Source organism: Pseudoduganella sp. R-43 (assembly GCF_049913255.1).
In the GTDB taxonomy this organism is placed as follows: Bacteria; Pseudomonadota; Gammaproteobacteria; order Burkholderiales; family Burkholderiaceae_D; genus Rugamonas.
Genome location: NZ_CP183988.1, coordinates 6,099,628 through 6,114,055 on the forward strand (window position 1 = coordinate 6,099,628; position 14,428 = coordinate 6,114,055).

General features: G+C 64.9%; 18 protein-coding genes. 6 read left to right on the forward strand and 12 right to left on the reverse strand.

Annotated features, from left to right (window positions below; genetic code table 11):
- Positions 1-5 precede the first annotated feature (5 nt).
- The 4 genes from ffh (at position 6) to ACN9M3_RS27845 (ending at position 4,301) form a co-directional block, all read left to right on the forward strand.
- Positions 6-1,373, forward strand: coding sequence for a signal recognition particle protein (gene ffh, locus ACN9M3_RS27830; RefSeq protein WP_426164932.1), 1,368 nt, complete (start codon positions 6-8; stop codon positions 1,371-1,373).
- 168 nt (positions 1,374-1,541) lie between these two features.
- Positions 1,542-1,919, forward strand: a complete 378-nt coding sequence (locus ACN9M3_RS27835) for an SWIB/MDM2 domain-containing protein (RefSeq protein ID WP_055929217.1) — start codon at positions 1,542-1,544, stop codon at positions 1,917-1,919.
- A gap of 66 nt (positions 1,920-1,985) precedes the next feature.
- Complete coding sequence (locus ACN9M3_RS27840; RefSeq protein WP_426319279.1) at positions 1,986-3,125, forward strand: MFS transporter; 1,140 nt, start codon at positions 1,986-1,988, stop codon at positions 3,123-3,125.
- A 9-nt stretch (positions 3,126-3,134) separates the two neighbouring features.
- Positions 3,135-4,301: an MFS transporter gene (locus ACN9M3_RS27845; protein ID WP_426319280.1), complete on the forward strand. Its 1,167-nt coding sequence runs from the start codon at positions 3,135-3,137 to the stop codon at positions 4,299-4,301.
- Here ACN9M3_RS27845 and ACN9M3_RS27850 read toward each other — a convergent pair.
- The 4 genes from ACN9M3_RS27850 to ACN9M3_RS27865 all read right to left on the reverse strand — a co-directional run bounded on the left by ACN9M3_RS27850 (position 4,298) and on the right by ACN9M3_RS27865 (position 7,853).
- Complete coding sequence (locus ACN9M3_RS27850) at positions 4,298-4,831, reverse strand: hypothetical protein (protein ID WP_426319281.1); 534 nt, start codon at positions 4,829-4,831, stop codon at positions 4,298-4,300. The genes ACN9M3_RS27845 and ACN9M3_RS27850 overlap by 4 nt on opposite strands.
- Positions 4,832-4,903: 72 nt before the next feature.
- Positions 4,904-5,482 carry a hypothetical protein gene (locus ACN9M3_RS27855; RefSeq protein ID WP_426319282.1) on the reverse strand — a complete coding sequence of 193 codons (579 nt, stop codon included), beginning with the start codon at positions 5,480-5,482 and terminating at the stop codon, positions 4,904-4,906.
- Positions 5,470-6,123, reverse strand: a complete 654-nt coding sequence (locus ACN9M3_RS27860) for a lytic transglycosylase domain-containing protein (RefSeq protein ID WP_426164943.1) — start codon at positions 6,121-6,123, stop codon at positions 5,470-5,472. Before ACN9M3_RS27860 ends, ACN9M3_RS27855 begins: the two co-directional genes overlap by 13 nt.
- 5 nt (positions 6,124-6,128) lie before the next feature.
- Positions 6,129-7,853: a proline--tRNA ligase gene (locus tag ACN9M3_RS27865; protein ID WP_426319283.1), complete on the reverse strand. Its 1,725-nt coding sequence runs from the start codon at positions 7,851-7,853 to the stop codon at positions 6,129-6,131.
- A 162-nt stretch (positions 7,854-8,015) separates the two neighbouring features.
- On the opposite strand from ACN9M3_RS27865, the gene ACN9M3_RS27870 reads away from it, so the two are divergent.
- Positions 8,016-8,621, forward strand: coding sequence for an RNA pyrophosphohydrolase (locus tag ACN9M3_RS27870; RefSeq protein ID WP_057260876.1), 606 nt, complete (start codon positions 8,016-8,018; stop codon positions 8,619-8,621).
- 27 nt (positions 8,622-8,648) lie between these two features.
- Here ACN9M3_RS27870 and ACN9M3_RS27875 read toward each other — a convergent pair whose 3' ends face one another.
- Entirely contained in the window at positions 8,649-9,449 is an 801-nt protein-coding gene (locus ACN9M3_RS27875) for a hypothetical protein (protein ID WP_426164947.1), read from the reverse strand.
- Positions 9,450-9,514: 65 nt separating this feature from the next.
- On the opposite strand from ACN9M3_RS27875, the gene ACN9M3_RS27880 reads away from it, so the two are divergent.
- Complete coding sequence (locus ACN9M3_RS27880; RefSeq protein ID WP_426319284.1) at positions 9,515-9,940, forward strand: DUF1841 family protein; 426 nt, start codon at positions 9,515-9,517, stop codon at positions 9,938-9,940.
- Here ACN9M3_RS27880 and ACN9M3_RS27885 read toward each other — a convergent pair.
- The 7 genes from ACN9M3_RS27885 to ACN9M3_RS27915 form a co-directional block, all read right to left on the reverse strand.
- Entirely contained in the window at positions 9,924-10,160 is a 237-nt protein-coding gene (locus ACN9M3_RS27885) for a hypothetical protein (RefSeq protein WP_426319285.1), read from the reverse strand. The genes ACN9M3_RS27880 and ACN9M3_RS27885 overlap by 17 nt on opposite strands.
- Complete coding sequence (locus ACN9M3_RS27890; protein ID WP_426164953.1) at positions 10,157-10,402, reverse strand: hypothetical protein; 246 nt, start codon at positions 10,400-10,402, stop codon at positions 10,157-10,159. Before ACN9M3_RS27890 ends, ACN9M3_RS27885 begins: the two co-directional genes overlap by 4 nt.
- Positions 10,403-10,492: 90 nt before the next feature.
- A complete protein-coding gene (locus tag ACN9M3_RS27895; protein ID WP_426164955.1) occupies positions 10,493-10,939 on the reverse strand; it encodes a hypothetical protein in 447 nt (148 codons plus the stop codon).
- A gap of 68 nt (positions 10,940-11,007) precedes the next feature.
- Positions 11,008-13,155: a molybdopterin cofactor-binding domain-containing protein gene (locus ACN9M3_RS27900; RefSeq protein ID WP_426319286.1), complete on the reverse strand. Its 2,148-nt coding sequence runs from the start codon at positions 13,153-13,155 to the stop codon at positions 11,008-11,010.
- Positions 13,152-13,619, reverse strand: coding sequence for a (2Fe-2S)-binding protein (locus ACN9M3_RS27905; RefSeq protein ID WP_426319287.1), 468 nt, complete (start codon positions 13,617-13,619; stop codon positions 13,152-13,154). Before ACN9M3_RS27905 ends, ACN9M3_RS27900 begins: the two co-directional genes overlap by 4 nt.
- A gap of 135 nt (positions 13,620-13,754) precedes the next feature.
- Positions 13,755-14,096 carry a c-type cytochrome gene (locus ACN9M3_RS27910; protein ID WP_426319288.1) on the reverse strand — a complete coding sequence of 114 codons (342 nt, stop codon included), beginning with the start codon at positions 14,094-14,096 and terminating at the stop codon, positions 13,755-13,757.
- 11 nt (positions 14,097-14,107) lie between these two features.
- Positions 14,108-14,428: a c-type cytochrome gene (locus ACN9M3_RS27915; protein ID WP_426164961.1), complete on the reverse strand. Its 321-nt coding sequence runs from the start codon at positions 14,426-14,428 to the stop codon at positions 14,108-14,110.

The window sequence follows — 14,428 nt, forward strand, 5'->3', positions numbered from 1 at the left end:
CACCAATGCTAGACAACCTGACTACGCGCCTTGCCAAAGTCGTCAAGACGATGCGCGGCGAGGCCCGCCTGACCGAATCCAACACCGCCGACATGCTGCGCGAAGTGCGCATGGCGCTGCTGGAGGCCGACGTCGCCCTGCCGGCCGTGCGCGAATTCATCGCCAAGGTCAAGGAAAAAGCCCTCGGCGAAGAAGTGATTTCCTCGCTGACCCCGGGCCAGGCCCTGGTCGGCGTGGTGCAGCGCGAACTGGGCGCCCTGATGGGCGCCGACCTGGGCGTGGAAGCCTCCCAGCTCTCGTTCGCCCAGCAGCCGCCGGCCATCATCCTGATGGCGGGCTTGCAGGGCGTGGGCAAGACCACCACTGTCGGCAAGCTGGCCAAGTACCTGAAAGAGCAGAAGAAAAAGAAGGTGCTGACCGTTTCGGCCGACGTCTACCGTCCCGCCGCGATCGCCCAGCTGCAATCGGTGACCGGCCAGGTCGGCGCCGACTTCTTCCCTTCCACCGCGCAGGACAAGCCGGTCGACATCGCCCTGGCTGCCCTCGACTGGGCCAGGAAGCACCACCATGACGTGCTGATCATCGACACCGCCGGCCGCCTCGGTATCGACGAAGAGATGATGAAAGAGATCGCCGCCGTGCACGGCGCGGTCAAGCCGATCGAAACCCTGTTCGTGGTCGACGCCATGCTGGGCCAGGATGCGATCAACACCGCCAAGGCCTTCAACGATGCGCTGCCGCTGACCGGCGTGGTGCTGACCAAGCTCGATGGCGATTCGCGCGGCGGTGCGGCGCTGTCGGTGCGCCACATCACCGGCAAGCCGATCAAGTTCGCCGGCGTGTCGGAAAAGCTGGACGGCCTGGAAGCGTTCGACCCGCAGCGCATGGCCAACCGCATCCTGGGCATGGGCGACATCCTGGCCCTGGTCGAGGAAGCGCAGAAGAACGTCGACGCCAAGGCGGCGGCCGAGCTGGCAGCCAAGGTCAAGTCGGGCGGCAAGTTCGACATGAACGACTTCAAGGCGCAACTGGCGCAGATGAAGAAAATGGGCGGCATGTCCGGCCTGCTCGACAAGCTGCCGGCCCAATTCCAGCAAGCGGCGGCCGGCGCCAACATGGACCAAGCCGAAAAGCAGGTGCGCCGCATGGTCGGCATCATCGACTCGATGACGCCGCAGGAACGCGCCAAGCCGGAGTTGATCAAGGCGGCGCGCAAGCGCCGTATCGCGGCCGGTGCCGGCGTCCAGGTGCAGGAAGTGAACCGCATGCTGACCCAGTTCGAACAGATGCAGACCATGATGAAAAAACTGTCCGGCGGCGGCATGATGAAGATGATGCGCTCGATGAAAGGCATGATGCCGGGCATGCGCTAAGCCCCGCCAAGCCGCAAAAAGCCGCCTTCGGGCGGCTTTTTTTGTGTTTAAGTCTTGTTTCCCCTAAAAAACCCACAAAAACACTTGCACAAGCTGCAAACCCCCGCCAATATTAGCCGTGCGATAGTATTGCGCAATTATCCATTTGTTTGTTAAGGAGGCTCGAATATGGCAACAGCCAAGAAAGCAGCACCAGCAGCAAAGAAAGCCGCCGCCAAGCCAGCAGCAAAAAAAGCTGCTCCGGCCAAGGCAGCCGCCAAGCCAGCAGCAAAGAAAGCAGCCGCACCAGCCGCACGTAAACCTAACGCAGCCTTCATGAAGGCGATGACACCATCGAGCGCACTGTCCGCCGTAGTCGGTTCCGCACCGCTGCCGCGTACCGAAGTGACCAAGAAAGTCTGGGACTACATCAAGAAACTGAACCTGCAGGACGCCGCAAACCGCCGCATGATCAATGCGGACGACAAGCTGAAAGCTGTCTTCGGCGGCAAAGCCCAGGTTTCCATGTTTGAAATGACCAAGCTGATTTCCGACCACCTGAAATAAGCTGCTTCTGGCTGTTGCAGCCATTCGAGGAGCCCCGACGCCACGCGCTCGGGGCTTTTATTTTTTATGCACCCACGCCTTCACACTGCCCTGTCGCTCGCCAGCCTGGCCGCCCTCGGCCCGCTGGCCTTCGACGCCGTGCTGCCCGCCTTGCCGGCGCTCGGCAAGGAGCTCGGCCTGTCCCTTCCCGCCACCCGGTCCTTGCTGGCTGTGTACATGGCAGCCCTGGCATCGTCCCACCTGCTGTCGGCCTGGGCCGCCAATGCGCTGGGCAAGCGCACAGCACTGCTTGCCGGCGCCTTGCTGTTCGGCGCCGGCGGCGCCATGTGCGCGCTGGCCCAGGCACCGTGGGAATTGCAGGCCGGGCGCATCCTGCAGGGCCTTGGCGTGGGTGCGGCGGCGGCCCTGCTGCCCCTGCTGATGCGGGCCCATTCAAGCCGCGGGCTGCGGCTGCTGGCCGATGGCGCCATTCCGATCCTGGCGCCGGCGGTTGGGGCGCTGTTCGTGCTGTGCGCCAGCTGGCGCCAAGCGTTCTGGCTGGCGGCAGCGGCGGGCCTGCTGCTGCTCGTCCTGCTGGCGTCCACCCCGGCCGGCAGCATCAGTGCCGGCGACAGGTTCCAGTTCGGGGAGTTGATGGGAAACCTTGCCTACCTGCGCTATGCCGCCTGCCATGCCATGTGCTTCGGCGCCCTGGCGGCCGGCGCAGCTGCCCTGCCAGTCATGGCCTCCATGGACCTGGGGCTTGGCGCCGGCCACATTGCACTGCTGCAGGCCGCCGGCGCTTCAATCATGTTGCTGCTGTCTTACAGCAGCCCGGAGGGGCCGACGAGGCAACGGGTCACAGGCGGCATCGCAATGATGATCATGATGGCCGTTTTCATCGTGGCCTGGAACGAACTGGAGAAAGGGGTCGATCCCTTCTACTACCTGCTCGGCTGCTGGGCGATGCTCTGCGGCGGCTTCTCGACCTGCGCAATGCCGCTGGCTGCGGGAGCGCTGAAAGCGGCGGGCCAGCAGGCGCGCGCCGGACTGTCGCTGCTGCAGTTTGCCAGCCATGCCGTCGCCGCCGCCGCCATCCAGTGCACGGCCAGGGGCAATGTGGAAGACACGGCACTCATCACGTTCGGCACTGCCGCCCTGATGGTGATTGCGGGAGCAGCCGTGCTGCCCTTCTTCATCTGGCGCTCCGCCCATGTTGAGCATTAGCCGGCCGCCATGCAAGCACTCCACCGCCTCGCCCTTCCCCTCGCCAGCCTGACCGCACTGGGCCTGCTGGCCTCGGACCTGTACCTGCCCGCCATTCCGGTGATGGCCGCGGAGCTTGGCGCCTCGATCCCTTCCGCACAGGCGACCATGGCGCTGTTCATGGCAGCGCTGGCCCTGTCGCAGCTCGCCTGGGGCTGGGCCGCCGATCATTTCGGCGACCGCCGCACCATCATGGCGGGCACCGTCCTGCTTGGCGGCGGCAGCCTGGTGTGCGCCATGGCGCCGGGGATCGACTGGATGCTGGCGGGCCGCCTGCTGCAAGGACTGGGCGCAGGCGCGGCCACCGTTGCCGTCCCCGCACTGATACGGCGCCGCTTCAACGAAGCAAACGCCGTCAAGGCGCTGGCCATGGTCGCCATGGCCGAATCGACCATTCCCGCCGTGGGGCCGGTAGCCGGCGCCGCGATCGTGCTGTACGCCGACTGGCGCACCACGTTCTGGCTGATCGCCGCCATGTCGCTCCTGCTGCTGCCGCTGGTCGCGCGCATTGTCGGCCGCCCGCCGGCCCCGGCATCGGCGCATCCCGCCGCGACGCCCGCCCAGCGCGGCTATGCCCCGCTGCTGCGCAACCGCCGCTACCTGCGCTACGCCTTGAGCTACGCCCTCATGTTCGGCGCCCTGCTGATGTATGTCGCCAGCGCGCCGGTGCTGGTCACGCATGCCCTCGGGCTGGGAATCGAAGCCTTCGCCATCTTGCAGATCTGCGGCGTGCTGGCCTTCATGCTTGGCGCCTCGGCCGCGGTAAGGCTGGTGAAGCGGCTTGGCCAGCAATGGCTGGTGCGCAGCGGGACGCTGCTGCAATTCCTGGCAGGCGCGGGCTTGATGGGAATGGCCCTGGCGGGCCTGGCCGGCACGCGCGGCCTGGTGGCGCTGGCCGTGCTCGCGGCCCTGTTCTGCGGCGGCCTTGGCCTGCGCGGCCCCGCCACCATGGGCGGCGCGCTGCATGCGGCCGGGGACGATGCCGGCAAGGGCGCGGGCCTGCTGATGTTCCTGGCCTTTGCCTGCGTTGCGGGCGCCACGCAACTGGTGGCGCCCTTCCTGCATTACGGCTTGCTGCCGCTGGGCGCCCTGCTATTCGCGATGGTCAGCGCCAGCGCGCTCTTGCTGCCGCGTTAATTGCCGCCGATGGCGGCACTCTTGATGAAGACCAGCCTGTCGGCATCGTCTGGCCCGGCGATGCGGCCATTATTGCGTTCGGTGGCGATGCGGGCGCTCACCGGCTTGCCGCGCAAGCTCGGTTTCAAGCTCACCACGTCGTCCTTGTCCGGCTCGGTAAACCAGTCGCCGCAGTGGGTCGTGCAATAGGCCTGGATCTCCTTGCCGTTCTCCGTGCGGATCTTCAAGGAATAGTTATCGAGGCCGCCGCCGCCGACCAGTTTGCCCTTGACAAGTTCGGTCGGGACAGGCGGGCAGTACGCGGGCGCATCATCGCCCAGGATCTTGCAGCCTCGCTTGATTTCGTCGGTGATCATCTCGCAGCTGTTTGCGGCATTGCATGGCGGACGCGTGGCGGGAGAGACATTCTTGCATTGCTTGACCAGTTCGGCGGCCTTTGCCTTGCCAAGCTGCTCGTCACAGGACAATGCCGCGGCATTGCCGGCAAAGGCCAGCCAGGTCAGGGAAATCAGGATCTTATTCAATTGCATGGTTGCACACCTGCGTGTGTTGGAGAGGCGCAAAGTGTAATCGCCGCCGCCCGCACACATATGCACGGAATGTCACGCACGCGGAACTTTGACGTGGCGCAGCAGCTTCATGCGGCTTCCGGTCCATTCGAAAAATGAAATGCCGCGCCGTTTCTCGTCCTCCTCGGGCTCGCCGATCAGGATGAACAGGCGGCTGTCGACGCGATAGCGCAGCATGCCGCCGCTATCGAACAAGGGGCCGTCGATATTGATGACGATATTGGTTTCGACACCGGCCGGATGAAACACCTTGCCGGTGCGGGCATCGATGATCTTGTTCATCACGCAGCTGCTGCCGCAGCCCCATTGCGCCACGATGAAATGACCGGCGAAATCCGGGCGCTGCTCCTGCGCCGCCTTCTTCAACATGGTGCGGTACAGGCGCGCCTGCGGGTCCGCCCGCCAACGCACGGCCGCAACCGGGCCCGTATAGGGCCTGGCGGGATAATCCTCGAAGCGCGGCGCATCGGCCGGATAATCTTCCTGGCAGATGGTGAGGCTGTCCTCCTCGCCGGGCGGATCGCTCTTGCACGCCAGCGCCAGCGACGGCGCCGTGCAGGCTGCCGCCGCCAGCAGCATGCCAAGCCGGCGCAAGACGGTTACAGCTTCCATTTGTTCCACGCCGCCAGCACCGCGTTCGGATATTCAGGCCGGCCGCGGCTGCCGTTGTAGCGGCCCAGGGCCAGGTAGAGGTTGCCCTGCTCCATGTCGATATACATGCGCAGGATCGAGCAGCCATAGCGCAGGTTGGTCTGCATATTGAACAGCTTGGAGCGGTCGCGGTCGCCGATCACATTGGTCCAGAACGGCATCACCTGCATATAGCCGCGCGCGCCGACGATCGACACCGCATATTTGCGGTAGGCCGACTCAACCTGGATCAGTCCCAGCACCAGGCCCGGGTCCAGGCCGGCGCGGCGCGCCTCGTACCACGCGGTTTCGAGGAATTCGCGGCGCGTGAATTCGTCCGGCAGCTTGCGCTTCAGGCGATCCGACATGGCCGCATACCAGCTGTCGTACTGTGCGCGGTCGGTGGGGTTGAGGAACACCGGCTTGGGCGGCCGGGCATCCATGATGGCGTTGGACAGCGCCAGCCGCACGCTGTCGGCCAGCGCCTCCTCTTTCTGGTTGCCGGCAAAGCCGAACGGCGCGCACAGCACGCCGGTGGCGAAGGCCAGCGTATGCCACCAGCGCAGGGGACGCGCCCACCAGCGGCGGCGGTCACGTCCCTGCTTTGGCAAATCCCTTGCCATGGCGATCACTTCTGGATTTTGCCCTTGATGAAGGCCAGGGCATCGGCGACCGGCACGGCAGTCGCTTCGGTATCGCGGCGGCCCTGGTATTCCAGGTTGCCTTCCTTCAGGCCACGCTCGCCGATCACCACGCGGTGCGGCACGCCGATCAGTTCCCAGTCGGCGAACATGGCGCCCGGGCGTTGGCCCCGGTCATCCAGGATGACGTCGATGCCCGCTTCCACGGCCGCGTTATACAGCTTCTCGGTTTCTACCTTGACCAGCTCCGAGCGGTCCATGCCCATCGGGCACAGCACCAGTTCGAACGGCGCCAGGGAAGTCGGCCAGATGATGCCCTTGTCGTCGAAGTTCTGCTCGATGGCGGCGCCCAGGATACGGGTGATGCCGATGCCGTAGCAGCCCATCTGCAGCGGGGCAGGCTTCTGGTTCTCGTCCAGGAAGGTCGCCTGCATCGATTCGGAGTAAGCGGTACCGAGCTGGAACACGTGGCCCACTTCGATGCCGCGCTCGATCGCCAGCACGCCCTTGCCGTCCGGCGAAGCGTCGCCTTCGACCACATTGCGCAGGTCGGCCACGATGGCAGGTTCGGCCACGTCGCGGCCCCAGTTGGCGCCGGTGTAGTGGTAATCCTCTTCATTGGCGCCGGTCACGAAGTCGGACATCAGCGCCACGGTGCGGTCGGCCACCACGGTCACAGGGCCCTTGGTGCCGATCGGCCCCAGGTAGCCAGGCTTGCAGCCGTAGATTTCCAGGATTTCGGCTTCGGTGGAGAAGCGGTTCTGGGCCAGGCCGGGCACCTTGCTGGCCTTGATCTCGTTCAGCTCATGGTCGCCGCGCAGCAGCAGCATGAAGTGCTGCTTGGAGCCGTCTTCCTTGTCGGCGGTCAGGGCGATGGTCTTGACGGTCTGCTTCAGGTCGATGCCCAGCAGCTTGGCCACGTCTTCGCACTTGGCAGCTTTCGGGGTCGAGGTCTTGGCCAGGGCGGCGCCGGCTGCGGCGCGGGTGCCGGTGGCCACCGCTTCCGCCGCTTCCATATTGGCCGCGTAGTCGGAAGTCGGGCAGTACACCAGGGCGTCTTCGCCGGTGGAGGCGATCACGTGGAATTCATGCGAACCGGTGCCGCCGATGGCGCCGTTGTCGGCCGCCACCGCGCGGAACTTCAGGCCGAAGCGGGTGAAGATGCGGGTGTAGGCGTCGAACATGATCTTGTACGACTTTTGCATGCCTTCCAGGTCGCGGTCGAAGGAATAAGCATCCTTCATGGTGAATTCGCGGCCGCGCATCAGGCCAAAGCGCGGGCGGCGTTCGTCGCGGAACTTGGTCTGGATGTGGTAAAAATTCAACGGAATCTGGCGGTAGGATTTAATCTCGCTACGCACCACGTCGGTGATCACTTCCTCGGAAGTCGGCTGGATCGCGAAGTCGCGGCCGTGGCGGTCCTTGACGCGCAGCAGCTCCGGACCCATCTTGTCCCAGCGGCCGGTTTCCTGCCACAGTTCCGCCGGCTGTACCAGAGGCATCAGCAGCTCAATTGCGCCGGCATTATTCATTTCCTCGCGAACGATGGCTTCGACTTTACGGATCACTTTCAGGCCCATCGGCATGTAGGTATAAATGCCGGAACCGAGGCGTTTGATCATGCCCGCGCGCATCATCAACTGGTGGCTGACGATCTCCGCGTCAGATGGAGCTTCCTTGAGGGTTGAAATAAAAAAACGAGATGCACGCATATCGGTGAATTCTTTTTAAAAAGAGAGAGTTATAATCGACCTAATTTTAAAGGATTAGCTGGCCCGATGCGTCCAAACTTTATACAAAGAGCGCTATTGCAGTTGGATTTGTAGTCAAAAATATAAGAGGACGCCTCGGCCACAGAAAGTTTGAGGTGCAATATGCTCGATCGTGAAGGGTTTCGCCCCAACGTCGGCATCATCCTGCTCAACTCGCATAACGAGGTGTGGTGGGGCAAGCGGGTGCGCGAGCACTCGTGGCAGTTCCCGCAAGGCGGGATCAAGTACGGTGAAACGCCGGAGCAAGCAATGTATCGCGAGCTCGAAGAGGAAATCGGCCTGCGTCCGGAGCACGTCAAGATTATCGGCCGCACGCGCGATTGGTTGCGTTACGAGGTGCCTGATCACTTCATCAAGCGGGAAATCCGCGGCCATTACCGTGGCCAGAAGCAGATCTGGTTCCTGTTGCGCATGTGCGCGCGCGACAACGACGTGAACCTGCGCCTGACCGACCATCCCGAGTTCGACGCCTGGCGTTGGCATGATTACTGGGTTCCGCTGGACGTGGTGATCGAATTCAAGCGCGAAGTCTACCAGCGCGCCTTGCAGGAGCTATCGCGCTTCCTGACCTGGCCGGCGCATGGCGACCGCCGCCATTCCTCGCGCTACCTGCGCCAGCCGCATGGCCAGCGTGGACAGCGCAGCAGCGACAAGCCGCAGCAGCCCGCGGTGACGCCGCCGCCAACGGAACTGGTAACGAAAGAATGAAGAAGCTGCCCGAGAGGGCAGCTTTTTTTATGGCTGGCGCAAGGCCCAGCGCTGCGACACATAGTCGATCACCAGCAGCTTGCCCAGCAAGTGGTGCAAGCCCACCACGCCGGCGAGAGGTTCGCCAGGCTCGAAGCCCAGGCCCTCGCAATAGCCGGCCAGGAAGGCGGGCAGCTTGATGCTGTCGCCGATCTCCAGGGTGCGCGGCGCCGTTCCCATCACGCAAGGCAGCTGCCTGCCCCACGCGTTGGCAGAAAAGCGCCGCTCGTCGCGCAGCGCAGTGCCACCGGTCAGCGCGGCCATCGCCTGCGCCGAATGGCCGTTCAGGCCAAACGCCGCGGAGCCGGTATCGAGAAGGGCAGCCTGCGGCTCGCCGCCGGCCACGCGCACCGTCACCAGGGGCTGGCCGCCCGCCCCGCCCCAACGCGCGTAGCGCATGGCTTGCGCGTCCGCTGCCTGCTGCAGCGCCGCGCCCTGCTGCCAGCGGTAGCGCGATCCGGCCAGGTCGAGCTCCAGCGTGCCCTGTTCGAAGAATTCGTTGCCGATGGTGGCAATCACGCCTTCGGTGCAGCGCCCCTGCTCCAGCAAGGCAAGGCTGGCGGAGCTCGCGGCGACCGCACGACGCAAGCCGGCAAGTTCGAGCGTCACCTCCTTGCGTCCCTCGCCGCCCTCGCTGTGCCAGACGACGGCGCCCGCGACACCGGTGTCGAGCTGCGCATAGCAATCGACGCCCTCGACCTTCACCGGCAGCACGATGGCGGCCGGCACCTTGGGCGCGCCTTCATAGAGCGCATGGTCGACAAAGAAAAACGGCAGGAATCCCGGCATTATCAAAAAAGCAGCAAAGAAAGGGGCGCAGGATACACCCTGGCGCAGCAAGGTACAATGGCGGCATGTTTACCCCGTCTTCCCACGACGTTCGCCGCTTCTTCTGCGACGTCTACCGCAAAGCCAACGCCAATGAAATCATGGACCCGATCGAACTGATCGCCCGTGACTGGATCATGGCGCACCCCGAGTACCACGACCAGTTGAAGGATGTGGAAGCGGCCATCGCCCGCGACTACTCGGTCGAAGGCAGCGAAGCCAACCCTTTCCTGCACCTGTCGATGCACCTGTCGATCACCGAACAGCTGTCGATCGACCAGCCGCGCGGCATTCGCGAAGCCTTTGTTGGACTGGCACGCAAGCTGGGCACCGAACACGCCGCGCACCACGAAATCATGGAGTGCCTGGGAGAGATGATCTGGAATTCCCAGCGCCGCGGCGTGCCGCCGGACGGCGCGGCCTACGTGGAAGCGGTCATGCGCCGGATTTGAGGAGCAGGCGCGCGGCGCCCGCCAAGCCATAGCCCGCAGCCAGCAACAAGGCGTAGCGCACGTCGGACATGGTTCGCGTCAGCTGCCACACCACCGCGGCCAGCAGCAGCATGATCGCTGCCGTTCCGAACAGGCCCTGCACAGCGCGTTTCCGGCTTACCGCCCGCGACTGCCAGATCCCCAGGGCCGCCAGGCAGAAGGCGGTAAAGTAAGCGATCACGCCTCGTCCACGCGGACGATAGGCATATGCCAGATCAGGGCGAACACCAGCGGGCTGGCGACTGCCGCGAAAATCACCGAGCGCACCAGGTGGTCGGAACCGGCTGCCAGCGCCGGGCCGACATTGATCAGCCACGGCAGCGTCGCAGCCAGCAGGGCTTGCGACTTGCGTCCCAGGCGGGCGATCAGGCACAGCATCAGCACTGCCACCCCGGCCAGCAATGCAGTAAGCAAGTACACCATCTCTCGGCACCTCCGCGATTTCTTGATACGGCCATGATAGACCACAGGTTCCTCGCGGAAACTATCCAATAATCGCAGTGCAGCAAATATTTATGCCGGCTTCCTGAACACGCAATAGCCGCCTGCCAGGCGGGCATCCGGCGCCGCGGCCAGGTGGCCATCGGACAGCAGGTAGATGCAGGAGCCTGCGCAGGCTTCCAGGTGCGCCAGCATCTCAGGCAGCGTGGCCTCGGCCGCAAAATCATCCCACGCCGTGCCGGCGCCCGCCCCGGCGCGCGGCGTCACGATGGCGTGGCTGGAGCCGAAGGCAGATGCCAGGCGCAAGGCAAGGCCCGCCAGCGCGGCGCGGCTGCCCATGCGCTGCAATACGCAAGGCCAGCAGAAAACGTCGTCGCGCAACTCAAGCGCCACCATATGCTGGCTGGCCTGGCGCGCGCTGGCCGGCAGTCCGCCAACCCGGCCCAGCGCCTTGTCGACGCGCCGCAACAGGCCGCGCGCTGGCAGCGCATGGCTGACGTAGATTGTCGAAGTTTCCATGTTGATTTCCTCCAAGCATCATGCTTTCCTTCAGCATAGACCATGAATGCCACATGGAAACTATCCAATCATTGCAGCCGCAGCCCGGCCTTGATCAAAGGCAAATCGGTGTAGCGCCGGCCGGTGGCGGCAAACAGGGCATTTGCCAGGGCCGGCGCCAGCGGGCCGACCGCTTCCTCGCCGACACCGCCGGGCGCCTCGTTGCTGTCGATGACCACGACGTCGATCTGCGGCGTTTCAGCCAGGGACAGCAGCTTGTAATCGCTGAAGTTCGACTGTTCCACCGCGCCATCCCTGACCGTGATTTCGCCGTAAAAGGCCGCGCTCAGGGCGAAGATGATGCCGCCCTCCACTTGGCCGCGGATGTTGCGCGGGTTGACCGCAATGCCGCAGTCGAGCACCGTGGTGACGCGGTGCAGCCTGACCCGTGATTCCGCGTCGACCGACAGTTCGACCACCTGGCCGATATAGGTGCCGTTGGCCCAGGTGAAAGCCATGCCGCAGTGGCGCCCGGGCAGCCTGTCGCCGCGCCAGCCGGAACGCGCTTCCAGCTGGTCGAGCACCGCGCTTTCGCGGCTGCCTGCCTTCATCAGGCTGCGCCGGTAATCAAGCGGGTCCTCCTTGGCGCGCAGGGCAAGGTCGTCCACGAAGGACTCGGTGGCGAAGACGTTCTGCGACGCGGCGACCGAACGCCAGTAGCCAAGCGGCACGCCGGCGTCGATGGTGTTGGTGCGGTGAGCGAAGCCGGGCAAGCCGTAGTGGCGGGTCATCAGCACGCCGACTGCGCTGCGGTCGAAAGGCCTGGCGTACTGCCTGTCCGCGCCGAATCGCGAGTAGTTGAACAGGGTGTCGCTCGCGCTGTCCATGCGCACGGCGGCCAGCGCACCGGCGGCGTCGAAGCCGGCGCGCAGGCGCAGCACGGCGGCCGGCCGGTGGTAGCCGTGGCGCATGTCTTCTTCGCGGCTCCACAGCAGCTTGACCGGCACGCCGGCTTCCTTCGCGATCAGGGCTGCCTGCACGGCGAAATCGGCCTCGATGCGGCGGCCGAAACCTCCGCCGCTTAGCGTCGTGCGGATCGTGACCGCTTCCGGCGCGATGCCAAGCGCCTGCGAGACATAGGTGCGGGCCGTGTCCTGCGCTTGCGTCGGCAGCCACAGTTCCGCCTTGCCGTCCCTGACGCTGGCGGTGCCGTTCATCGGCTCCATGGTGGCATGCGCCAGCAGCGGCACGCTGTAGGTCCGTTCCAGCCAGGCGATGGACCTGGCCACGCCTGCGTCGTGCGCGGCGCCGATGTCTTCGGCCTTGCCATTGCGCGGCACGACCAGGTCGCCCTCTTTCTGCACTGCCTCGCGCAGCAAATCGCGGTACGGGGCGCTGGAGTGCTTGCTGGCAGCGGCGAGGTTCCATTCCGGCTTGAGCGCATTGAGCGCTTGCTGCGCGCGCCAATAGCTGTCGGCCACGACAGCCACGGCATCGGGCAGGCGCACCACTTTTTTCACGCCGCGCTTTGCCAGCGCCGGCTGCGGGTCGAGCGCCGCCAGCTTGCCGCCGAAGTGCGGGCACTGCATGATCGCGGCATGCAGCATGCCGGGCACTTTCACGTCGATGCCGTACACCGCGCTGCCATCGGTCTTGGCGGGCAGGTCGAGCCGGGCCACGTCCTTGCCCATGCAGCGCCAGCGTTCCTTCGGCATCAAGGGCGGATCGGCCGGCACCGGCTGGGCTGCCGCCTGCTGCACCAGCCTGGCATAGGGCAGCTTGCGGCCGCTAGGCTTGTGCAGTACGGCGCCAAGCTGGGTGTCGCATTCTGCGGACGGGACTCTCCACTCCGCGGCAGCCGCACTCACCAGCATCGCGCGCGCCTGGGCGCCGGCCTTGCGCAGTTGCGTGAACTGGCGCGCCACGCCGCCGCTGCCATAGGTCGCATATTCGCCCCAGCCGGCGTTGATGAACTGCTTTTCGAGCGGCGCCATTTCGATGCGCACGGTTTTCCAGTCCAGGTCCATTTCGTCGGCCAGCAGCTGGGCGATGGCGGTGCCGGTGCCCTGTCCTATTTCACTGGTGTTGGAGAGGATGGTGACGCTGCCGTCCGGCGCAATGCGCACCCAGCCCGGCGGCGGAAGCGGCGCCTCGGCCGCCTCAGCGACGGCCGGGCCGACGGCGAGCAGCAGGCCGCCGGCCGCCAAGGTCTTCAGGAAGTCGCGGCGATTGCTCATGCCACCTCCCCCACCTTCATCCCCGCCGCACGCCTGATTGCGCGCCGCACGCGTGGATACGTGCCGCAGCGGCACAGGTTCGTCATCGCTTCCGCAATCTGCGCATCGGTCGGCCTGGGATGGGATTTGAGCAGCGCCGCCGCCGCCATCAGCATGCCCGACTGGCAGTAGCCGCACTGCGGCACCTGCTCCGCGATCCAGGCCTGCTGCAAGGCATGCGAACGATCCGGCGACAAGGCTTCGATCGTCCTCACCTTACCCTTGCCGACCGCGCTGACCGGCATCACGCAGCTTCGCACCACCTGACCGTCGATGTGCACGGTGCAGGCGCCGCAAACGCCCGCTCCGCAGCCGTACTTGGTACCGGTCAGCCCCAGCGTATCGCGCAGCACCCACAGCAGCGGCGTATCGCCCTCGACATCGGCCGTGCGGGCCGCGCCATTGATATCCAGCTTGTAAGCCATCGTCTCCTCCAAATGTTGGAGGAAGCTTAACAGCGGCCAGTGCACGCAGCTCGGCGCTGTGACGAACGCCGGCAACCGTGGTTTAAAAATGCAAAAAGCCCGCACAGGGCGGGCTTCTCTTCAAGCAGCGCTGAATCAGCGCTTCAGGACCAGCGAACCTGGCAGCGAGTGCAGGTAGGCGGCGATGTCCTGGATGTCCTTGTTGGTCAGGGGCTTGACCTGGCCGGTCATGATCGCGTTGGAGCGGCCGTTCGGCGCGTCGCCGCGCTTGTAAGCGGTCAGCGCATGCTGCAGGTAATCCTTGTGCTGGCCGGCCAGCTTTGGATAGCTCGGGTCGATCGGGGAGTTGTAATCCTTGCCGTGGCAGGCAGCGCAGCTGTATTTTTCAGTCAGGGCCTTGCCATTTTCGATGTTGCCGCCAGCCAGGGCGCTGAACGAGACTGCGGAGCAGAACAGAGCGGTAATCAGTTTTTTCATGGTTCAGGGCCTTATTTCTGCTGGGAGTAGAACGCGGCGATGTCGGCGATGTCCTGGTCGGACAGGCTGACAGCGATACCCTTCATGGTCGGGTGCTTGCGCTCACCCTTCTGGTAGCCCTTGAGCGCGTTTTCAATGTACTTGGCAGATTGGCCGCCGATCATCGGCACCTGGAAAACTTCGGGGAAAGTCGCTTTGTAGCCTGGAATTGCATGGCAACCGATGCACATCTCGATCTTGCCTTTTGCGTTCTTGGCGTCGCCGACGATGTCCGCGGCGACGGCTGCCTGCGCAACTGCGGTCAGCGCGAGGAGTGCGAAGATTTTTTTCAT